18 protein-coding genes are annotated in these 20830 nt (G+C 65.3%); 4 read left to right on the forward strand and 14 right to left on the reverse strand.

Annotated features, from left to right (window positions below; translation table 11 throughout):
* The first annotated feature begins 104 nt into the window (after positions 1-104).
* The 3 genes from addB (at position 105) to trxA (ending at position 7144) form a co-directional block, all read left to right on the forward strand.
* Positions 105-3251, forward strand: coding sequence for a double-strand break repair protein AddB (addB, locus tag YUA_RS0115745; RefSeq protein WP_027531582.1), 3147 nt, complete (start codon positions 105-107; stop codon positions 3249-3251).
* Positions 3245-6754, forward strand: coding sequence for a double-strand break repair helicase AddA (gene addA, locus YUA_RS0115750; protein WP_027531583.1), 3510 nt, complete (start codon positions 3245-3247; stop codon positions 6752-6754). The genes addB and addA overlap by 7 nt, the downstream gene beginning before the upstream one ends.
* A gap of 69 nt (positions 6755-6823) precedes the next feature.
* On the forward strand, positions 6824-7144 hold the full coding sequence (gene trxA / locus YUA_RS0115755; RefSeq protein ID WP_007598398.1) for a thioredoxin: 321 nt from the start codon (positions 6824-6826) through the stop codon (positions 7142-7144).
* A 71-nt stretch (positions 7145-7215) separates the two neighbouring features.
* Here the strand turns inward: trxA and YUA_RS0115760 are convergent, their stop codons facing one another.
* From YUA_RS0115760 to trpA, 5 genes are all read right to left on the reverse strand, one after another.
* Positions 7216-7650: an SRPBCC family protein gene (locus tag YUA_RS0115760; protein ID WP_027531584.1), complete on the reverse strand. Its 435-nt coding sequence runs from the start codon at positions 7648-7650 to the stop codon at positions 7216-7218.
* Between the two features lie 70 nt (positions 7651-7720).
* Positions 7721-8461: a metallophosphoesterase gene (locus YUA_RS0115765; protein WP_027531585.1), complete on the reverse strand. Its 741-nt coding sequence runs from the start codon at positions 8459-8461 to the stop codon at positions 7721-7723.
* Between the two features lie 37 nt (positions 8462-8498).
* Positions 8499-9842, reverse strand: a complete 1344-nt coding sequence (locus tag YUA_RS0115770) for a folylpolyglutamate synthase/dihydrofolate synthase family protein (protein ID WP_027531586.1) — start codon at positions 9840-9842, stop codon at positions 8499-8501.
* Positions 9839-10780: an acetyl-CoA carboxylase, carboxyltransferase subunit beta gene (accD, locus tag YUA_RS0115775; RefSeq protein WP_027531587.1), complete on the reverse strand. Its 942-nt coding sequence runs from the start codon at positions 10778-10780 to the stop codon at positions 9839-9841. Before accD ends, YUA_RS0115770 begins: the two co-directional genes overlap by 4 nt.
* A gap of 110 nt (positions 10781-10890) precedes the next feature.
* On the reverse strand, positions 10891-11727 hold the full coding sequence (gene trpA / locus YUA_RS0115780) for a tryptophan synthase subunit alpha (protein WP_027531588.1): 837 nt from the start codon (positions 11725-11727) through the stop codon (positions 10891-10893).
* Positions 11728-11799: 72 nt separating this feature from the next.
* Between trpA and YUA_RS0115785 the strand changes: the two genes are divergently transcribed.
* The gene (locus tag YUA_RS0115785; protein ID WP_027531589.1) at positions 11800-12144 is read left to right on the forward strand and encodes an endonuclease domain-containing protein; all 345 of its coding nucleotides are present in this window, start codon (positions 11800-11802) and stop codon (positions 12142-12144) included.
* 79 nt (positions 12145-12223) lie between these two features.
* Here the strand turns inward: YUA_RS0115785 and trpB are convergent, their stop codons facing one another.
* The 9 genes from trpB to aroA form a co-directional block, all read right to left on the reverse strand.
* Complete coding sequence (gene trpB / locus YUA_RS0115790; RefSeq protein WP_027531590.1) at positions 12224-13441, reverse strand: tryptophan synthase subunit beta; 1218 nt, start codon at positions 13439-13441, stop codon at positions 12224-12226.
* Complete coding sequence (locus tag YUA_RS0115795; RefSeq protein WP_027531591.1) at positions 13438-14097, reverse strand: phosphoribosylanthranilate isomerase; 660 nt, start codon at positions 14095-14097, stop codon at positions 13438-13440. The genes trpB and YUA_RS0115795 overlap by 4 nt, the downstream gene beginning before the upstream one ends.
* 78 nt (positions 14098-14175) lie before the next feature.
* Positions 14176-14568, reverse strand: a complete 393-nt coding sequence (locus tag YUA_RS0115800; RefSeq protein ID WP_027531592.1) for a lipopolysaccharide assembly protein LapA domain-containing protein — start codon at positions 14566-14568, stop codon at positions 14176-14178.
* Positions 14569-14644: 76 nt separating this feature from the next.
* Entirely contained in the window at positions 14645-14950 is a 306-nt protein-coding gene (locus YUA_RS0115805) for an integration host factor subunit beta (RefSeq protein ID WP_007598410.1), read from the reverse strand.
* 182 nt (positions 14951-15132) lie between these two features.
* Positions 15133-16113 carry a signal peptide peptidase SppA gene (sppA, locus tag YUA_RS0115810; protein WP_027531593.1) on the reverse strand — a complete coding sequence of 327 codons (981 nt, stop codon included), beginning with the start codon at positions 16111-16113 and terminating at the stop codon, positions 15133-15135.
* Between the two features lie 184 nt (positions 16114-16297).
* Positions 16298-18004: a 30S ribosomal protein S1 gene (gene rpsA, locus YUA_RS0115815; RefSeq protein ID WP_027531594.1), complete on the reverse strand. Its 1707-nt coding sequence runs from the start codon at positions 18002-18004 to the stop codon at positions 16298-16300.
* A gap of 267 nt (positions 18005-18271) precedes the next feature.
* Entirely contained in the window at positions 18272-18910 is a 639-nt protein-coding gene (gene cmk, locus YUA_RS0115820) for a (d)CMP kinase (protein WP_027531595.1), read from the reverse strand.
* Positions 18911-18915: 5 nt separating this feature from the next.
* Positions 18916-19323, reverse strand: a complete 408-nt coding sequence (locus YUA_RS0115825; RefSeq protein WP_027531596.1) for a hypothetical protein — start codon at positions 19321-19323, stop codon at positions 18916-18918.
* Positions 19324-19379: 56 nt separating this feature from the next.
* Positions 19380-20765, reverse strand: coding sequence for a 3-phosphoshikimate 1-carboxyvinyltransferase (gene aroA, locus YUA_RS0115830; RefSeq protein WP_156947132.1), 1386 nt, complete (start codon positions 20763-20765; stop codon positions 19380-19382).
* Positions 20766-20830 lie beyond the last annotated feature (65 nt).

The raw sequence follows: 20830 nt of genomic DNA on the forward strand, positions 1-20830 counted from the left end.
GCACCTGTTCCAGTACCGCGAACAGCGGGGACGACCTCGCCCAGCCCATATCCATTTGAATCCGCCTCCCTATATTGGCGCCTGATCCCCGAATCAGGCAGCCCATGCGCGTTTTCAGCGTTCCAGTCTCAGTTCCGTTCCTGCGCACGATCGTCTCGGCTCTGCTGGACGGCCGGCTGGTCGATGGGTTCGAGGCGCGCAAGGAACCGGCGCGGCTCGCGGACGCCACGCTGTATCTGCCGACGCGGCGCGCCATGCGCGTTGTCCGCGAGATCTTCCTCGACGAGATGAAAGCCGACGCCGCGGTTCTGCCGCGCATCGTCGCGCTCGGCGACATCGATGAGGATGAGCTCGCTTTCGCCGACCAAGGCGAGCAGTTTTCCGGCGCAACCCCGCTCGAGATTCCGCCGCGGCTTGGCGAGCTCGAACGGCGGCTGACATTGGCGCAGCTCGTTGCCGCCTGGGCCAAGGGCCCGGTGCTGGCGCCGCTGGTGGTCGGAGGCCCCGCCTCCACCCTGGCGCTGGCCGGCGATCTCGCCCGCCTGATCGACGACATGGTCACGCGCGGCGTCGACTGGAGCGCGCTCGATGGCCTCGTGCCGGACCAGCTCGATCGGTACTGGCAGCACTCGCTGGAATTTTTGCGGATCGCGCGCATCGCCTGGCCCGGCCATCTCGCCGAGATCAACAGGATCGAACCCGCGGCGCGGCGCGATCTGCTGATCGCGGCGGAAGCCAAACGACTAACCGCGCATCCGCATGGGCCCGTGATCGCAGCCGGCTCGACCGGCTCGATGCCGGCCACCGCAAAATTCCTCCATGCGGTCGCCTCGCTGCCGCACGGCGCCGTGGTGCTGCCGGGCCTCGACACCGATCTCGACGACGATGCCTGGCGAACTATCGGCGGCGTGCGCGATTCGCTCGGCAAGTTCGCGGAGCATCCGGCATCGAACCATCCGCAATATGCGATGCATGCGCTGCTGGATCGTTTTGGCATCAGGCGCAGCGACGTCCAGATCCTTCAGCCACCGGCGGACGGCGGCCGCGATCTGCTCGCCTCCGAATCGATGCGGCCCTCCGCCAAAACGGAAGTTTGGCACGACCGGCTGAAGCAGCCGGAGGTCGCGGCGAAGATCGCCGGCGGCATGAAAAATCTCGCGGTGGTCGAAGCCCCCAATCCGGAAATGGAGGCGCTTGCCATCGCCATTGCGATGCGCGAGGCGCGGCATCTCGACAAATCGGCCGCGCTGGTCACGCCGGACCGTGCGCTGGCGCGACGCGTCATGGCCGCGCTGGCCCGATGGGATCTCGCCTTCGATGATTCCGGCGGCGACGTGCTGATGGAAACCTCAGCGGGCGTCTTTGCCCGTCTCGCGGCGGAGGCGGCAACCAAGGGATTGGAGCCGCCGACGCTGCTGGCGCTGCTGAAGCATCCGCTGTGCCGGCTCGGCCGGGCGCCCGGCGCGTGGAAGGTTGCGATCGAGGGCCTGGAGCTCGCAGTGCTGCGCGGCACGCGTCCGCCGGCTGCGACCTTCGGCCTCTTGCGCGAGTTCAACCGTTTTCGCGACGAGCTGGCAAAGCTGTGGCGCAGCGAAGTCTCCGCGTTGCACCACGCCGAACCTCGCGCACGTCTCAAGGCGGACGACCTCGACCGTATCCAGGCGCTGATCGACACGTTGCAGAAAGCCTTGACGCCGATCGAGAGTCTCGCGTCATCAAAACCGTTTGACTTCGCCGAGCTCGCGCACCGCCATCGCGAGATCATGATCGAGCTGTCGCGGGACGAGCAGGGTATTCCTCTCGCCTTCGAGGATCGCGAAGGCCTCGCGCTCGCCAGCGCCTTCGACGATCTCCTGCGCGGCGGCACGACCAGCGGGCTGGTGGTGACGCTGCCTGACTATGCCGATGTCTTCCAGACCGCGTTCAGCGATCGCGCGGTGCGGCGGCGCGACAAGCCCGGCGCGCGCTTACAGATCTACGGCCCGCTGGAATCGCGCCTGATGCAGGCCGACCGAGTCATTATTGGTGGCCTGATCGAGGGCGTCTGGCCGCCGGCGCCGCGGATCGATCCCTGGCTGAGCCGACCGATGCGGCATGAGCTTGGCCTCGACCTGCCGGAACGCCGTATCGGCCTATCCGCCCATGACTTCGCACAGCTGCTCGGCGGCGACGAGGTGATCCTCACCCATTCCGCCAAGGCCGGCGGCGCGCCGGCGGTGGCTTCCCGCTTCCTGCATCGGTTGGAGGCGGTCGCGGGCGACGATCTCTGGAAGACCGCGATTCGCGCGGGTGAAAAATACGTGCAGTTCGCGGGCGCGCTGGACCAGCCCGCCGAGGTCACGCCGATCAAGCAGCCGGAGCCGCGCCCGCCGCGCGCGACACGGCCGCTGAAAATGTCGGTGACTGCGATCGAAGACTGGCTGCGCGATCCCTATACGATCTACGCCAAGCACATCTTGCGGCTCGACGCGCTCGATCCCGTCGACATGCCGCTCTCCGCGGCCGATCGCGGCTCCGCGATCCACGACGCACTCGGCGAGTTCACCGAAAATTTTGCCGCGCATCTGCCCGACGATCCCGCGCGTGTGCTGCGTGCGATCGGCGAAAAGTATTTTGCGCCGCTGATGGAGCGGCCCGAGGCGCGGGCGCTGTGGTGGCCACGCTTCCAGCGCATCGCACACTGGTTCGGCGAGTGGGAGACGGCGCGGCGTGGCGCGATCGAGGCGATCACGGCGGAGACCCGCGGCGAAATCTCGATTAAGCTCGACAACGAGCGCAGCTTTCGCCTGTCCGCGCGTGCCGATCGCATCGAGCGGCGCCAGGGCGGCGGTTACGCCATCCTCGACTACAAGACCGGCCAGCCGCCGACCGGCAAGCAGGTCCGCATGGGCCTGTCGCCGCAGCTCACGCTGGAGGCGGCGATCCTCCGCGAGGGCGGCTTCCGCGACATCGACGCCGGCGCGTCCGTGAGCCAGCTCGTCTATGTCCGGCTGAGCGGCAACAATCCGCCGGGCGAGGAGCGCATCCTCGAGCTGAAATTCAAGCCAGGCGACGAGCCGCAGCCGCCGGATACGGCAGCCGCAGAAGCGCGGGCCAAGCTGGAAGCGCTGATCCGCGCCTTCGAGGACGAGAACCAGCCCTACACCTCGCTGAACCTGCCGATGTGGACAAACCGCTACGGCGCCTATGACGATCTCGCCCGGATCAAGGAATGGTCCGCGGCCGGCGGTTTGGGGATCGAGGAATGGTAAAGGCGCTGCGTCCCATCCCCGATGAAGTGCGCGCGCGGCAGGCGCGTGCCTCCGATCCAACTGCGTCGGCTTTCGTGTCAGCCAATGCCGGCTCGGGCAAGACGCATGTGCTGGTGCAGCGCGTGATCCGCCTGCTGCTGTCGGGCGTGCCGCCGGAAAAGATCCTCTGCATCACCTTCACCAAGGCGGCGGCCGCGAACATGGCCGAGCGCGTGTTCACGACGCTTGGACATTGGGTGACGCTGGATGATGCGGCGCTCGACGGAGCGATCAAGGCAGTCGGCATGCCCCATCCCGACCGAAAATTGCGCCGCGAGGCGCGAAAGCTGTTCGCCTGCGCGCTGGAGACGCCGGGCGGGCTGAAAGTGCAGACCATCCACGCGCTGTGCACGCGCCTGCTTCAGCAGTTCCCGTTCGAGGCCAACGTGCCGGCGCGGTTCGCCGTCATGGACGAGCGCGACCAGACCGACATGATGGAGCGCGCCAATCTGAAGGTACTGCTGGAGGCGGCGCGCGATCCGGAGACCGTCACCGGCCGCGCGCTGCTGACCGCGATGGCGAGTGCCGCCGACGTCACCTTCAAGGAGGTCGTCCGCGAGGCCTGCCTCAGCCGCGATCATTTCATGGCCTGGACCGATGAGGCCGGTAACGCCGGGGCGGCGGCTGACCAGATGGCGGCCGTGTTGGGCGTCGCTTCGAACGACCGCATCGAGGACGTCGAGAATGAGATTCTCGATGGCCCATTTCTACCGCGGTCGCGCTGGGACGACATCGCCTCCGCGCTGGAGGACGGCAGCAAGTCCGACAACGACCAGGCCAGCCGGCTCCGCGAGGCAAAGGCGTTTTCCGGCGCCGCACAGGTCGATGCCTATCTCGGCGTCTTCCTCACCGATGAAAAACTGCCGCGCAAGGCGGTGCTGACCAAGAAGTTCGGCGAGCACAATCCGTCCGTCGCGCGCCTGTTCGAGAACGAAGCGTCTCGCCTCAGCGGATTGATCGAGAAGCGCCGCGCGGTCACCATGCGCGATCGCACCGCGGCTCTCCTGCATATCGCGACCGCGGCGGCCGCAAATTACCGCCGCGAAAAACAGGAACGCGGCCTGCTCGACTACGACGACCTCATCGACAAGACGCTGGCGATGCTGAACCGCATCTCGTCGGGCTGGGTGCATTACAAACTCGACCGCGGCGTCGATCACGTGCTCATCGACGAGGCCCAGGACACCAGCCCGCGGCAATGGGATATCGTCGCGCACATCATCTCGGAATTCACGGCCGGAGAAGGCGCGCGCGAGGGGCTGAACCGCACGGTCTTCGCCGTCGGCGACGAGAAGCAGTCGATCTTCTCGTTCCAGGGCGCGGCGCCGCACGAATTCGACGCGCGCCGACGCGAGCTGCATCGCAAGTTCACCGCGGCCGGGCTGAAATTCGATCCGGTCGCATTCACCTATTCGTTCCGCTCCGGCGCCGCGATCCTGCACTCGGTCGACCACGTCTTCCGCGAACCCACGATCTACAAGAGCATCCATTCGGTCGAGATTGGCCATCCCCTGCACAATGCGCTCGCCGATGCGGGCCCGAGCGTGATCGAGCTGTGGGATCTTGCCGAAGCCGATGACAGGCAGGAGATCGAGGGCTGGCGCGCGCCGTTCGACGGCGTCGCCGTCACCAGCCCCGAAGTGAAGCTTGCCCGCCGCATTCAGGCCGAGATCAAGCGGCTGGTGGAGAGCGGCACTCTGACCGGACACGAGGGCGAGCGGCGGCCACTGCGTTACGGCGACATGCTGATCCTGGTGCGCCGGCGCGGCAATGCGTTCGACGCGGTGATCCAGGCGCTGAAGCACGCCAACGTTCCCGTCGCCGGCGCCGACCGGCTGAAGCTGACCGAACACATCGCGATCATCGATCTGATGAATCTTGCCGACGCGCTGCTGCTGCCGCAGGACGATCTCGCGCTGGCGGTCGCGCTGAAGAGCCCGCTGTTCGGTCTCGACGACGACGACCTGTTCCAGCTCGCCCACGCCCGCAAGGGATCGCTGCGCCGTGCGCTCGGCGAGCATGCCTCGACAAGCGAGAAGTTCGCGACTGTGCTGCAGCGCCTTGAAGCTTGCGAGACGCGCGCCCGCGAGGAAACACCGTTCGCCTTCTATGCCTGGCTGCTCGGCGGTGACGGCGGCCGCGCGCGCATCCTGCGCCGGCTCGGCCATGAGGCCAATGACGCGCTCGACGAATTTCTGGAGCTGGCGCTGAATTGCGAGCGCAAGGCGCCGGCCTCGCTGCAGGGCTTTATGGCCTGGCTGCGCTCGGCTGACACCGAGGTGAAGCGCGATATGGAAATCACCCGCGACGAGGTGCGGGTGATGACAGTGCATGGCGCCAAGGGTCTCGAGGCCTCGGTCGTGTTCATGGTCGACACCACATCGTCGCCTGCAGACTCGCAGCGGGTCCGGCTGATCCACGTGCCGCGCGGCAACGGCGGCGAGGTCGTGGTGTGGGCCGGGCGCAAGGCGGACGATCCCAAGCCCGTCGCCGACGCGCGCAAGGCGATGCTGGAGGAGACCGAGGACGAATATCGCCGCCTGCTCTATGTCGCGATGACGCGCGCGGCCGATCGGCTGATCGTTGGCGGCTGCCTGCCCGGCAATATGAGGACGGTCCGCAAGCTGAGCTGGTACGACCTCATCGACACCGGGCTCACCGGCTCCGGCCTGGACAAGCAGACGATAGAAACGCCGCTCGGCAAGGTGACCCGATTCGCCCGGCCCGGGGATGCCGCGGCACTCGGTACGCCCGCGACCTCCGTGGACCAGACGATCAGCCTGCCGGATTGGCTCCGGACGCCGGCGCAGCGCGAGACGATCGACGACGATCCGGTGCGTCCCTCCGGGCAGTCAGCCGAGGAAGGCCGCGCGGTGCGATCCGGCGAATCAGTGCAGTCGCGCGCACTGGCGCTGCAGCGCGGCACGCTGGTCCACCGGCTGCTGCAATCGCTCCCGGACATCGCCATCGAGCGCCGGCGCGACGCCGCGCTCGGCTTCATGACCCGTAATGCCGGCGACTGGGCGGAAGCCGATCGCGTCAGGCTGGCCGACAAGGTGCTCGCCTTGATCGCCGAGCCGCGCTTTGCACCGGTGTTTGCCGAGGGCAGCCGGGCGGAGGCCGCCATCGTCGGGAGACTCGACCGGCCGGGCCGCCCGCCGGCGCTGGTGTCGGGGCAGATCGACCGCCTGGTCGTTCGTCCGGACGAGGTTTTGATCGTCGATTTCAAGACCAACCAGGCGGCCCCCAAAAGCGCCGCGGAAGCGCCCGCCGCCCATGTCCGGCAGCTTGCGCTGTACCGGGCGGTGCTTTCGCGGCTTTATCCCCAAAAGCCGATCCGCGCCGTTTTGCTCTGGACCGAGGCCCTTGAATATATGGAGATTTCAGCCTCCGCGCTGGACGCGGCGCTGGCATCCCTTCATGTCGGCGTGAGCATCCTTGACCCGGCAAGGGGGCGTTCATAGGTTGACGCCATGATCCCGGGCGCGATTCCACGTCGCGCCGATTCTCTTTCAACCGAGTGAGGTGCTCCAATGGCCGTTGGCAAGGTTTCCGACACCGATTTCGAAGCCGAAGTGCTCAAGGCGAACGGCCCCGTCGTCGTCGATTTCTGGGCCGAATGGTGCGGCCCCTGCCGCATGATCGCGCCCGCCCTCGATGAGATCGCCGGCGCGATGGGCGACAAGGTCAAGATCGTCAAGCTCAACGTCGACGAGAGCCCGAAGACCGCGTCGAAGTACGGCGTGATGTCGATCCCGACCCTGATGATCTTCAAGGGCGGCGAGATGGCCTCCCGTCAGGTCGGCGCGGCGCCGAAGGCGAAGCTGCAGCAGTGGATCACCTCCGCGGTCTGATCCACGTCGCGGAAGATTTTTCGAAACGGCCGGCCGATCGCCGGCCGTTTTATTTTGCCCGCAGCCCGGGTCTATTTCTCACCGGCCTTGCCCTCCGCGAGCTTGGCCAGGCTCGCGAGGACTTCGGGAAAATCTGATGCGACAACCGGACCAATTTCGGTCGCTTGCGAGCCTTGGGCGTCGACGGCGTAGACGATGCGTGTGTGCGCCGGTCCGAGCGACTCGATGCGATGAGCGACCTTGATGACGAGATCGCCGACTTGCGTCTCGTCGACGAAGCACGCGTTCTCGCGAACTTCGATCAGTTGCGAGCGCAGCGCTTCCTCGCCGGGCGGCTTCATCGTGAACCAGGTGCCGGTCGCAAATGGCCCGTCAATGTCGATCTGCTCGATACCCGCATTCCAGTTTTTCCAGCCGGGGACATCGCGAAAGATGCTCCAGATCGTCTCTGCGGTTGCAGATGTCTCGATGGCATATTCGTTTCGCCAGACATGTCCGTCGCCCATGGCGCGCTCCCTCTTTGAGATGTACGCTTATAACAAGCGCACTTATGAAGGAGTCAAACCCGTAGCGGCGCTACTTGATCCACCCCGTCGCCAGTGCGTTCGCGAGCTCCGGCTGATTGTTGCGGCGGGCGAGCGCGGCCATCGCTTCATGGTCGTAGGCGATCTGGCGGAACGTCACCTGCCAGACGCCGTGAACGAGCTCAAGAATCGCATAGCGCGCGTGCGGTGTGCCGGCTTCGACCAGATGCGGGAACGGATGCACGTCGCGATAGCCGGGGCTGCCGACGCTGCCGGGATTGACGATCAACCGGCCGTCGCGAAGCCGCACGGCGCGGGCGAGATGCGTGTGAGCGCAGAGGATCAGGGATTGCGTCACGCCTTGCGCGAGCTGCTCGATGCGATCGAGCGGCGATAGCGCAACGGTGCCGTCGGGATGCACCGTGTCGAGCCAATAGATTTCATCATCGTTAGGTGTCGCGTGACAGAGAAACACCTGGTCCCGGAACATGCGCGTCATCGGCTGCGCACTCAGCCAGTCGAGCTGCGCGGCATTGAGCTGCGCATGGGCGGGTCGATCCCACGAACCCATCTTCTCCGGCGGACGGTCGAGCAGATAGCGGTCGTGATTGCCGAGCACGTGCACGGCGTCGAGCGGCATCAGGATCTCGATGGTGCGCCGCGCATCGAGCGGGCCGCTCAGCATGTCGCCGAGACTGACGATGTCGGAGATGCCGAGGGCGCGGATATCGGCAAGCACCGCCTCCAGCGCGAGATAGTTTCCGTGGACGTCGGCAATTGCGGCAAAACGCATTCGGCATTCCCGGTCTCGTATCGAAGGCACGAGACTTCTATGCAGGAGGCGTGCCGTTGAGGCCGAGCACGTGGCCGGCGAGATAGAGCGAGCCGGTGATCAGAATGCGCGGCGGCACCTCGTAGGCGAGCCGCGACAAGGCGCGCAGCGCGGCCTCGATGCCGGGCGCGACCTCGACGCGCATGCCGAAGCTGCGGACGGCGTCCGCGAGACGGTCGACCGGCATCGCGTTCTCGGTGTCCGGAATCGGCACCGCGATGATGTGGCGGGTCAGGCCGGCGAAGTTGGCCAGGAACGCCTTCGGGTCCTTGTTCGCCATCATCCCGGCGATGACGACCAGCGGCCGCGACACCCGCTCTTCGAGATCGCCGAGCGCGGCGGCCGCGACACGGCCGCCTTCGGCATTGTGCCCGCCGTCGAGCCAGATTTCCGAGCCCTGCGGGCCCCAGGAGAGTAACTCGCCCGAGGTGAGACGCTGCATCCGCGCCGGCCATTCGGCGCTGAGGATGCCGGCCTCGAATGCCGCCTGGTTGATCTTGAAGGCGCTGATCGCGCGCAGCGTCGCGATGGCGAGGCCGGCATTGTCGAACTGGTGGCGGCCGAACAGCCGCGGCGCTGCCAGATCCATCAGGCCGCGCTCGTCGGAATAGACCAGACGGCCGTGCTCGACATTGACGTGCCAGCTTTCGTTCGCGGCAAACAGCGGCGCGCGCATGCGCTTGGCCTGCGCTTCGATCACGGCCATCGCCTCAGACATCTGCTCCGCCGAGATCACAGGCACGCCGCGCTTGATGATCGCGGCCTTCTCGCCGGCAATCGACGTCATGGTGTCCCCGAGGAAATCCGTGTGATCCATGCTGATCGGTGTGATCACGCAGGCCGCGGGCGCATCGACCACGTTGGTCGAATCGAGCCGCCCGCCGAGGCCGACTTCGAGCAGCACCGCATCGGACGGATTTTGCGCGAACAGATGGAAAGCGGCGGCGGTCTTCAGCTCGAACAGTGTCGCGGGCTCGCCGGCATTGACGCGCTCGACCTCTTCCAGCGCCGCGCGCAATTCGTCGTCGGAGACGAGCACGCCGCCGCCGACGCGGCCGAGCCGGAAACATTCATTGATGCGGACGAGATAGGGCGAGGTGTAGGCGTGGACGCGCAGGCCGGCAGCCTCCAGCGTCGCGCGCAGATAGGCCACCGTCGAGCCCTTGCCGTTGGTGCCGGCAACGTGGATCACCGGCGGCAGCTTGTGTTCGGGATGACCGAGCCGCTCGAGCAGGCGGTGAATCCGCTCAAGCCCGAGGTCGATGCGCTTCTGATGCAGGGCCGACAGTCGCCCGATCAATGCATCAAGCGGCGGCTTTGCGCTGTTAGAGGACACGTTCACGCGTGGGGCGCAGCCGGCGCCGGCTCAGCGGCCGATACGATCTGCGCCGGGCTGACGACAGGCTGCACCGATTTCGAAGCGCCCTCATGCGCCGGAGCCCTGGTCAGCAGGCGGCAGAGCCGCGCCAGGGTCGGACGCAATTCATGGCGGTGCACGACCATGTCAACCATGCCGTGCTCTTTCAGATATTCGGCGCGCTGGAAACCCTCAGGCAGCTTCTCGCGGATGGTCTGCTCGATCACGCGCGCACCGGCAAAGCCGATCAGCGCGCCGGGCTCGGCGATCTGCACGTCGCCCAGCATCGCATAGGATGCGGTGACGCCGCCGGTGGTCGGGTTGGTCAGCACGACGATGTAGGGCTGTTTTGCTTCGCGCAGCATCTGCACCGCGACAGTCGTGCGCGGCATCTGCATCAGCGACAGGATGCCTTCCTGCATGCGCGCGCCGCCGGATGCGGCGAACACGATGAAGGGCGACTTCTTCTCGACCGCGAGCTCGAGCCCACGCACGATGGCCTCACCCGCGGCCATGCCGAGCGAGCCGCCCATGAAATCGAAATCCTGCACGGCGACGACGACGCCGGCGCCTTCGAGCTTGCCGTAGCCGACCTTGATCGCGTCGTTCAGATTGGTGCGCGCACGCGCATCCTTGATGCGATCGACATATTTCTTCTCGTCGCGAAACTTCAGCGGATCGGGCGTGACGTCGGGCAAGGCGACGTCGAACCAGGTCTCGTTGTCGAAAATCGACTTCAACCGCGCCACCGCGCCCATGCGCATGTGGTAGTTCGAGCCGGGGATGACGAACTGGTTGGCCTCGACGTCCTTGTAGAACACGAGCTGTCCGGAATCCGGGCACTTGATCCACAGATTCTCCGGCGTCTCCCGCCGCAGCATGTTGCGGATCTTCGGCCGGACCACATTGGTAAGCCAGTTCATGGTTTGCTCCGATGTGCGATCCCGCAGGGGATCGCCTGAAGGACTATATGGCGGCCGGGCCCTTGCCCGGCAAGCCGCCGTGTCGCCCGCTCCAGAAGCGGAATTATGGCCTATTTGGCCGCCTGTTGAGCGCCCTTGACGCCCTGGGCCAGGGCTGCGGTCAGCTCAGCCACGGCGTTAACGGTCTTGGCGGTCGCCCGGCCTTCTGCGTCGAGACTATCCTTGAGCGCATCGACCAACGCGGTGCCGACCACCGCGCCGTCGGCATGGGACGCGATGTCGCGCGCGTTTTCCGGCGTCCGGATGCCGAAGCCGACGCAGACCGGCAGCTTGATGTGGCGCTTGATACGGGCGACCGGCTCGCTTATGGCCGTCGCGTCCGCAGCCGCAGCACCCGTGATGCCGGTGATGGCGACGTAGTAGACGAAGCCCGAGGTGTTGGCGAGCACGGCGGGCAGGCGCTTGTCGTCGGTCGTCGGCGTCGCCAGACGAATGAAGTTGAGGCCAGCCTTCATCGTGGGCAGGCAAAGCTCGTCGTCCTCTTCCGGCGGCAGGTCGACGATGATGAGGCCGTCGATGCCGGCGGCCTTCGCATCGACCAGAAATTTGTCGACGCCGTAGATGTAGATCGGATTGTAATAGCCCATCAGCACGATCGGCGTGGCGTTGTCGTCCTTGCGGAAGTCGCGCACCAGATCGAGCGTCTTCTTCAAGGTCATGCCGACCTTGAGCGCGCGCAAGCCCGCGGCCTGGATCGACGGACCGTCGGCCATCGGATCGGTGAAGGGCATGCCGAGCTCGATCACATCGGCGCCGGACTTCGGCAGCGCCTTGATGATCTCGAGCGACGTCGCCGGATCGGGATCGCCCGCCATCACGAAAGTGACGAAGGCCGAGCGGCCGGCTTGTTTCAGCTCGGCGAAACGGGTGTCGATACGGGTGGTCATGATTCCGCGGCCGCTGTGCTATACCTCTCCCCGTCGGGGAGAGGTCGGCTGCGTAGCAGCCGGGTGAGGGGGATGGAGAGGTTCAAGTCGAGAGCGCGAAGGCTCCGCGAGTCGCAGACGAGTGCCGAAGCGAAACTTTGGCAGGCGCTGCGCAACAGGCAGCTCGCCCGCTGGAAGTTTCGCCGCCAGCACCCGGTCGACCGATACGTCGTCGATTTCGTGACGCTGGACGGAAAACTGATCATTGAAGTTGACGGCGTCACGCATTCCAGCCCGACCGAGATCGAGCGCGACAAGGCAAGAACTGAGGTCCTTGAAGCCTGCGGATTCTTCGTCCTTCGTGTCTCGAACACGGATGTATACGAAAATATTGAAGGTGTTCTTGAGCTCGTCCGCACATCGCTGAGGTTCGAGTGAGTGGAAAGGCCCCTCACCCGGCTGCTTCGCAGCCGACCTCTCCCCGATGGGGAGAGGTGAAGTAAGCGCGACACGCTCCTCACTTGGTCTTGCCCTTCAGGATGTCGCCGACCTGCGGGACGTCCTTGTCGCCGCGGCCGGAGAGATTGACGACCATCAGGTGATCTCCAGGCCGTTTCGGCGCGAGCTCCATCACCTTGGCGATGGCGTGCGCGGGCTCGAGCGCGGGAATGATGCCTTCGAGCTTCGAGAGCAGCTGGAACGCGGCGAGCGCCTCGTCATCGGTCGCGGAGAGGTAATTGACGCGGCCAATCTCGTGCAGCCAGGAATGCTCGGGGCCGATGCCGGGATAGTCGAGGCCGGCCGAGATCGAATGCGCGTCCTGGATCTGGCCGTCGGCATCCATCAAGAGATAAGTGCGGTTGCCGTGGAGCACGCCGGGACGGCCGCCCGCGATCGAGGCCGCATGCAGCTGCGTCAGTCCATGGCCCGCGGCCTCGACCCCAAAGATTTCAACGGAGGGATCATCGAGGAACGGATGGAACAGGCCCATCGCATTCGAGCCGCCGCCGATGCAGGCGACCAGCGAATCCGGCAGGCGTCCCTCGACCTCCTGCATCTGCGTCTTGGTCTCGTTGCCGATGATGGACTGGAAGTCGCGCACCAGCGTCGGATAGGGATGCGGGCCCGCCACCGTGCCGATGCAGTAGAAGGTGTTATGCACGTTGGTGACCCAATCGCGCAGCGCCTCGTTCATGGCGTCCTTCAGCGTGCGCGTGCCCGACTGCACCGGCATCACCTTGGCGCCCAGCATCTCCATGCGGATCACGTTGGGCTGCTGCCGCTCAACATCGACGGCGCCCATATAGACCACGCATTCGAGGCCGAAGCGCGCGCACAGTGTTGCGGTCGCGACGCCGTGCTGGCCGGCGCCGGTCTCGGCGATGATGCGCTTCTTGCCCATGCGCCGCGCCAGCATGATCTGGCCGAGCACATTGTTCACCTTGTGCGAACCGGTGTGGTTGAGCTCTTCGCGCTTCAGATAGATCTTGGCGCCGCCGAGATGCTCGGTGAGGCGTTCGGCGAAATAGAGCGGCGACGGCCGGCCGACATAGTTCTTGAGATAGCCGTTCATCTCGGCCTGGAAGGCCGGATCGGCCTTGGCCGCAGTGTAGGCCTTCTCCAGATCGAGGATCAGCGGCATCAGGGTTTCGGCGACGAAGCGTCCGCCGAAGATGCCGAAATGGCCGCGCTCGTCGGGACCGCTGCGATAGGAGTTTGGTTTGGCGATGTTCATCGAACGCTCAACTCTTGAGTGGCGCGCGCGGCGCGAATGAAGGCCTTGATCAGCTCGGGGTCCTTGATGCCGGAAGCACTCTCGACACCGGAGGACACATCGACGCCGCCGGTGATGGTAACGCGAACGGCCTCGGCAACATTGTCGGCATGAAGCCCGCCCGAGACCATGTAGGGCAGTTTCAGATCGAGATTTGCCAGCAGGTGCCAGTCGAAGGGCGCGCCGAGGCCACCGGGCCGGGTCGCGTCTTTCGGCGCGCGCGCGTCGAACAGGATGCGATCGGCGACCGCGGCGTAGCCGGGCAGCACCGCAAGATCGGCCGCGGTTGCAACCGGCACCGCCTTCATCACGGGACGGCCGTACTTCTGCTTGATGTCGCGCAGCCGCGCCACGCTCTCCTTGCCATGGAGCTGAAAAATGTCCGGCGAGAGCACGTCCATGATGTTGTCGAGCGTGGCGTCGTCGGCATCGACCGTGAGCGCGACCTTGAGCGCGCGCCGCTTGACCTGGTGGCCGAGATCACGCCCTGTCTCCAGTGACACATGCCGCGGCGACGGCGGGAAGAACACGAACCCCACCATGTCGGCGCCCGCCTCGAGCGCTACGTCGAGCGTCTCGGGCGTGGACAGGCCGCAGATTTTGACAAGCAGGGACATGGACTCGGAATACAGTCTCAAAGCAGGTGGAGGCCGCAAGCGGCGGCCGGGAAACGGGTTTTTCGGTCGGGGCCGCTTCTACAACGTCGCGCGCTGCTTGTCTCGCCCGATGGCCCCGTAAAGGCCCACCCCTGATGGCACCGGGAGGCGCTGGGACTCGGGCTTGGCCGGGGCCGCCTGGGCCCGCAGATCAGCCAGTTCGCCCCGGGCGGCCCGTGCATCCGCCTCGTTCCGGCGTGCGGCGCGCCGCCAGTGCCGCTGGCCGAACCAGACGGCGCAGCCGCCGGCGATGACGCCCACGGCAGCCACCAGGATCAGCAGCAGGAACAGCGGCAGCGTGATCGACAGCGCCGGATCGGCCGCCATGAAGGGATCGAAGGAGACAGTGACGAAATGCCGGTTGGCCACGGCAAAGGCCACCAGGATCAGGCCCAGTGGAATCACGATCAGCGCGGTCAGGAACTTTCGCATCGCGATCGCTCGTCTTGAATCAAGCTTGCTGCCGCATCATGCGGCCGTTCGGTAATGCCCGGACGACAGCGGCTTCTTAGTCCGGCGCGCCGGGATCCGGATGATCGCGGTTCAGCCGCTCGCGCATTTCCTTGCCGGTCTTGAAGAACGGAACGCTCTTCTGATCGACGGGGACATGGGCGCCGGTGCGCGGATTGCGGCCGGCGCGCGCGGGGCGGTGCTTCACCGAGAAAGCGCCGAAGCCGCGCAGCTCGACGCGGTCGCCGCGCGCCAGTGCCGCTACGATCTCTTCGAGAATCGCATTCACAATGTTCTCGACATCCCGCTGGTACAGATGCGGGTTGTGCTCGGCGATACGCTGAACAAGTTCGGATTTGATCATCGAGAGATAGGACCCGGAAGCGTGCGGATGACCATTTCCGTGAAAATGCCTTGATCTGTCAAGACGCTAAATGAAGGTTGAGCGTCGTGAAAATGCGTGACAAATGCCGAAAAAGCGGGCTGCACGGCTACCCGCCGGGCGGGAAAAAGGTCTGAAGCTCGCGCGGTTCCCGCTGTTTCCGCTCAATTCGACGCAGCCGGTTGCCACAGGGCCAGCATTCCATCCAACCCGACGCGATCGACCGCCTGCACGACGCCGGTTTGCGCGATTTGGTGCGCAATCGAGCCGAATCCAAGCGCTTCCAGCGTCACGGCGGCAGCCGTCTTGAGGAACGGCAGGTCGCCGAAGCGCGACTCGAGCTTGTAATCGCGCACGCTGAGACCCTTCTTGACGCCCTTCTGTTCCTCGAGCCAGGTCACGGCGGTGTTCTCGTCGCCGAGCTGATCGATCAGCTTGAGATCGATTGCCTGGCGGCCGGTAAAGACGCGGCCATCGACGACTTTTTCGAGCTGCGTGTCATCCATGCCACGGCGTTGCTTCACCAGATCCTTGAACCAGGCATAGGAATCCTTCACCAGCGCATCCAGCGCGGCCCGGGCCTCGGGGCTGGTCGGCTCAAAGCCGTTGGGCGCCGCCTTCAGCGGCGTGGACTTCACTTCCTCGACCCTGACGCCGATGGTCTTCAAGAGTTCCGAGACGTTTGGAAACTGGAACAGCACGCCGATCGAGCCGACCAGCGAGCTCTGCTGGGCGATGATGTGGTCGCTCGCAATCGCGGTGATGTAACCGCCGGACGCCGCAAGGCCCTCGACCACGACGACCAGCGGCTTCTTCGCCTTCAGGCGCGTCAAGGAATCGTAGAGCTGCTCGGAGCCGGCGGTGGTGCCGCCCGGCGAATTGACGTGAACGATCACGGCGGCGGCCTGCGAATTCTCCAGCCGCTCCAGCGCCCGCGTGCGCTCGGAATCGCTGCGGATCAGGCCATCGATCTGCACGCGCGCGATGGAGCCTGCGGTAGCAAAGCTGCCGCTCGCGCCCGGTGTCGCGATCAGCGCGAAGCCCGCGATCGCAGCGATCGCGATCAGTGCGGCCATCACACGCCAGAACGTCAGCTTGCGGCGGATCCTGCGGCGATCGACGATGATGTCCGAATCGAGCGACATCGGAATATCTCCAAATGAAAGGCCGCTGGCGTTGTGCCGTCACAACCTGACCAATGGCTTGTCTGGATACATCAATTGCGGCGCAATTTGAAGAAAACAAGGCCCCGCGCACCCCGGATGGAGCACCAACAAAAAAGCCCCGGCTCGCGCCGGGGCTTCGATGTCAGCAAAATTTGCGTTTCGCTTACTTGCTGTCGCGGTTCTTGAGCGCGGTGCCCAGGATGTCGCCCAGCGTCGCACCCGAATCGGAGGAGCCGTATTGCGCGATGGCTTCCTTCTCTTCGGCGACTTCGAGCGCCTTGATCGACACCTGGACCTTGCGGGCCTTCTTGTCGAACTGGATCACGCGGGCATCGACCTTCTCGCCGACGGCAAAGCGTTCGGCGCGCTGGTCGTTGCGGTCACGCGCGAGCTCCGAGCGCTTGACGAAGGTGGTGAAGTCGGTACCGGCAATCTTCACCTCGATGCCGCTCTCCTTCACTTCGAGCACTTCGCAGGTCACGACCGCGCCCTTCTTGACATCGCCCGGCTCGGCGAAGGGGTCGCCTTCGAGCTGCTTGATGCCGAGCGAGATACGCTCCTTCTCGACGTCCACATCGAGCACCACGGCCTTCACCATGTCGCCCTTCTTGTAGTTGTCGATCACCTGCTCGCCCGGAAGCTTCCAGTCGAGGTCGGAGAGATGGACCATGCCGTCGACGTCGCCCTCGAGGCCCAGGAACAGGCCGAACTCGGTCTTGTTCTTGACTTCGCCCTCGACCGTCGAACCGGTCGGGTGACCTTCGACGAAGACCTCCCACGGGTTGCGCATGGTCTGCTTGAGGCCGAGCGAAATGCGGCGCTTGACCGAATCGACTTCCAGCACCTGCACGTCGACTTCCTGCGAGGTCGAGACGATCTTGCCGGGGTGCATGTTCTTCTTGGTCCACGACATCTCGGAGACGTGGATCAGGCCTTCGATGCCCGGCTCGAGCTCGACGAACGCGCCGTAGTCGGTGATGTTGGTGACGCGGCCGGTGAAGCGGGCACCCAGCGGGTACTTGGCTTCGATGCCCTGCCACGGATCGTCCAGCAGCTGCTTCATGCCCAGCGAGATGCGGTGCGTCTCGTGGTTGATCTTGATGATCTTGACCTTCACGGTCTGGCCAATCGAGAGCACTTCGGTCGGGTGGTTGACGCGGCGCCACGCGATGTCGGTGACGTGCAGCAGGCCGTCGATGCCGCCGAGATCAACGAACGCACCGTAATCGGTGATGTTCTTGACCACGCCGTCGATGACCTGACCCTCTTCGAGGTTCTGCACCAGCTCCTGACGCTGCTCGGCGCGGGTCTCTTCGAGAACCGTGCGGCGGGAGACGACGATGTTGCCGCGGCGGCGGTCCATCTTGAGGATCTGGAACGGCTGCGCGTTGTTCATCAGCGGCGCAACGTCGCGGATCGGACGGATGTCGACCTGCGAACGCGGCAGGAAGGCAACGGCGCCGTCGAGATCGACGGTGAAGCCGCCCTTGACCTGGTTGAAGATGACGCCCGTGACCTTCTCGTTGTTCTGGAACGCCTTCTCCAGCTTGCCCCAGCTCTCTTCGCGGCGCGCCTTGTCGCGCGACAGCACGGCTTCGCCGAGGGCGTTTTCGATGCGATCGAGGAACACTTCGACCTCGTCGCCAACCTTGATCTCGCTCTCACGGCCGGGGCCGGAAAATTCGCGCAGCGCAACGCGGCCTTCGGTCTTCAGGCCGACGTCGATGACGGCCATGTCCTTTTCAATTGCAACCACCTTGCCCTTGACGACCGAGCTCTCCTGCAGGTTGCCACCTGCGAAGGACTCGTCGAGCATCGCGGCGAAATCGTCGCGCGACGGGCTATAGGTATCAGCGGAAATCGAAGCCATTTGTTCTCCAGTTGCGGATGTCTTGCCGGCCGTTGGGTTTTTGGGCGTATCGGGCGTGCAGTGTCGGAAGGTCCACAAAACCTTCGAGCGACCGCTCGCTGCTCCGGTCTGCGACCAGAACAGCGGAAGCGGGCCGGCTGAGGCCCGCACGTTCGATACGTTGAAAATCTGCTGTCCGGAGCCTGGATCGCATCGGCCCCCAACAGGGACCGAGAGTATCGACCTCAAAGAGCGGGAGCGGGCACTTCCTCCAATGACGGCTGCGGCTTAACCCCGCGACCGGCCCGCTCGGACAGCCTCGATAATGTCGATGGCGGCCCGGACGCCGCCTTCTATATCCAGTTGGGAGTTATCTAGCAAGTAAGCATCCGCGGCCGGTTTCAAAGGCGCAATCGGCCTGTTCTTGTCGCGTTCGTCGCGCTGGATGATGTCGGCCAGCACCGCCGCCTCATCCGCATCCTCACCCCGCGCCCTCGCCTCCATGGTGCGGCGGCGGGCGCGGACTTTTGGGTCAGCCATGACGAATATCTTCACGTCGGCATCGGGGCAGATCACGGTTCCAATGTCCCGGCCGTCCAGCACCGCGCCGGGCGGACCGGCGGCGAATTGCCGCTGGAAATCGAGCAGGACCTCGCGAACCCTGGGGATCGCCGAGACGATGGAGGCGCCTTCACCGGCCGTCTGGGTCTTGAGGGCGGGATTGCCGAATTTTTCGGGATCGAGTTCCAGCGCGGCCTGCACCGCGGCCGCTTCGTCCCGGAGATCCTGGCCGGACTGCATCAGGGCGTAGGCAACCGCGCGATAGATCACGCCGGTATCGAGGTGACGATAGCCGTAGTGATGGGCGAGGCGCTTGCCGAGCGTGCCCTTGCCCGAGGCCGCCGGTCCATCGATGGCGATGATCATGTCACTCAAACCTTGACCGGGTGGGGTCCGCGGGCGCGCCGCAACGGCTGCTCTTCGGTAAAAATGTTGCGAGAAGAGAATGCGGCTGGGCTCGCATAGGTAAGATATTCGCGCATGCCGTCAGTCGGACACGCGGCGGTGAACCAAGGCTCGGCCAGCCGGCGCGCCGGATCACACACCCAAGAAGGTACCCGGCCAAGGCGACGTTGCTTCGCCAGATACTCCGCGACGGCTCCAACGAGCGCATCGAGCCGATCGTTCTGCGTCAGCGCCGGTTCGTCCTCGATAGTCAGATATTGAGCATCAATCGTCACTGCCAAATCGAACGTATCTAGAAATTCAGCCAAAGTGGCGTCCTGCGGCGCACCGGCGCAGATGCAATCGACGGCTTCAGCAAGGGTCTTCGGGCGCATTGGCAGCTTACTCCCGATACAGCTTACAATTGCATGACGGGCTCATGGCCGCGGCCTCATGAAAACTCGGCCCCCAGCGCCCGCATCATCGGAATGAAGTCCGGGAAACTGGTGGCGATGAAGGCGGTGTCGTCGACCGTCACCGGCTGATCGGACGCGCAGCCCATCACCAGCGCGGACATCGCGATGCGGTGGTCCATATGCGTGGCGACAGTGCCGCCGCCCGCGACGTGGCCGCGGCCCTCGACGATCAGATCGTCGCCGGAAACAGCGACCTTGACGCCATTGACGCGGAGCATGTCCGCGGTGGCCTCGAGCCGATCGGATTCCTTGACGCGCAACTCCTGCAGGCCGCGCATGATGGTCGTGCCTTCGGCGAACGAAGCCGCGACCGCCAGCACCAGATATTCGTCGATCATCGACGGTGCGCGCTCCGGTGGAACCTCGACGCCGCGCAGTTTTGATGCGCGCACGCGCAAGCGCGCCATTGGCTCACCGGCATCACCGCGCGCATCGCTTTCCTCGATGGACGCACCCATCTCACGTAGCGTGGTAAAAAGGCCGGTGCGCAGCGGATTGGTCATCACGTCCGACAGAACGACGTCAGAGCCTTCAACGATCAGCGCCGCGACGACCGGAAAGGCCGCCGAAGACGGATCGGCGGGCACGATGACGGTGGCACCATGCAGTTCGGGCTGGCCGACCAGCGTGATGCGGCGGCCGTGAGCCCCCTCGTCGACCGAGGTGACGTCGGCGCCAAAATGCTTCAGCATCAACTCGGTGTGGTCGCGGCTGGCCTCGCTCTCGATCACGGTTGTGGTGCCCGGCGCCGACAGGCCCGCCAGCAGCACCGCCGACTTGATCTGGGCCGAGGCGACCGGGGTCTTGTACGTAATCGGCAGCGGATCCCGCGCGCCCTGGACGGTCAGCGGCAGGCGACCGCCCTCACCCCCGGACACGACCTTGGCCCCCATCTTTTCGAGCGGATCGAGGATCCGGCGCATGGGACGGCTGCGCAACGAGGCATCGCCGTCAAACACCGCCGAGATAGGGCAGCCCGCGACGGCGCCCATGACCAATCGGCAGCCGGTGCCGGAGTTGCCGAAATCCAGCGCCGCCTTGGGCTGGGCAAAGCCGCCGACGCCGACGCCGTGGACCTTCCAGGCGAAATCGCCGGTGCGTTCGACCTTGGCGCCGAGCGCCTGCATCGATTTGGCGGTGTTGAGGACGTCTTCGCCCTCAAGGAGGCCCGAAATCCGGGTCTCGCCGACAGCGAGCGCCCCCAGGATGAGGGCCCGGTGGGAAATCGACTTGTCCCCGGGCACCCGTACTTTTCCGGTCAGGGGACCGCTTGCGCGCGACTTCAGCGGCGTCGGCTTGTCGGAATGGGTCAAGATTGTGTCCTTCGATGCGCCCGGAGAAGCTGCGGGCAGGTACCACATGGTCTCCCCGCCGTCACGAGCATGTCTTTCTCTCGTAATGCGCTATTGACAGCGGGCCGCCAACT

This window comes from Bradyrhizobium sp. WSM3983 (assembly GCF_000473045.1).
GTDB lineage: Bacteria > Pseudomonadota > Alphaproteobacteria > Rhizobiales > Xanthobacteraceae > Bradyrhizobium.

Coding starts and splice junctions, on each gene's coding strand:
- addB (WP_027531582.1), top strand. CDS start 105: ATGCGCGTTTTCAGCGTTCCAGTCTCAGTTCCGTTCCTGCGCACGATC.
- addA (WP_027531583.1), top strand. CDS start 3,245: ATGGTAAAGGCGCTGCGTCCCATCCCCGATGAAGTGCGCGCGCGGCAG.
- trxA (WP_007598398.1), top strand. CDS start 6,824: ATGGCCGTTGGCAAGGTTTCCGACACCGATTTCGAAGCCGAAGTGCTC.
- YUA_RS0115760 (WP_027531584.1), bottom strand. CDS start 7,650: ATGGGCGACGGACATGTCTGGCGAAACGAATATGCCATCGAGACATCT.
- YUA_RS0115765 (WP_027531585.1), bottom strand. CDS start 8,461: ATGCGTTTTGCCGCAATTGCCGACGTCCACGGAAACTATCTCGCGCTG.
- accD (WP_027531587.1), bottom strand. CDS start 10,780: ATGAACTGGCTTACCAATGTGGTCCGGCCGAAGATCCGCAACATGCTG.
- trpA (WP_027531588.1), bottom strand. CDS start 11,727: ATGACCACCCGTATCGACACCCGTTTCGCCGAGCTGAAACAAGCCGGC.
- YUA_RS0115785 (WP_027531589.1), top strand. CDS start 11,800: ATGGAGAGGTTCAAGTCGAGAGCGCGAAGGCTCCGCGAGTCGCAGACG.
- trpB (WP_027531590.1), bottom strand. CDS start 13,441: ATGAACATCGCCAAACCAAACTCCTATCGCAGCGGTCCCGACGAGCGC.
- YUA_RS0115795 (WP_027531591.1), bottom strand. CDS start 14,097: ATGTCCCTGCTTGTCAAAATCTGCGGCCTGTCCACGCCCGAGACGCTC.
- YUA_RS0115800 (WP_027531592.1), bottom strand. CDS start 14,568: ATGCGAAAGTTCCTGACCGCGCTGATCGTGATTCCACTGGGCCTGATC.
- YUA_RS0115805 (WP_007598410.1), bottom strand. CDS start 14,950: ATGATCAAATCCGAACTTGTTCAGCGTATCGCCGAGCACAACCCGCAT.
- sppA (WP_027531593.1), bottom strand. CDS start 16,113: ATGTCGCTCGATTCGGACATCATCGTCGATCGCCGCAGGATCCGCCGC.
- rpsA (WP_027531594.1), bottom strand. CDS start 18,004: ATGGCTTCGATTTCCGCTGATACCTATAGCCCGTCGCGCGACGATTTC.
- cmk (WP_027531595.1), bottom strand. CDS start 18,910: ATGATCATCGCCATCGATGGACCGGCGGCCTCGGGCAAGGGCACGCTC.
- YUA_RS0115825 (WP_027531596.1), bottom strand. CDS start 19,323: ATGCGCCCGAAGACCCTTGCTGAAGCCGTCGATTGCATCTGCGCCGGT.
- aroA (WP_156947132.1), bottom strand. CDS start 20,765: ATGTGGTACCTGCCCGCAGCTTCTCCGGGCGCATCGAAGGACACAATC.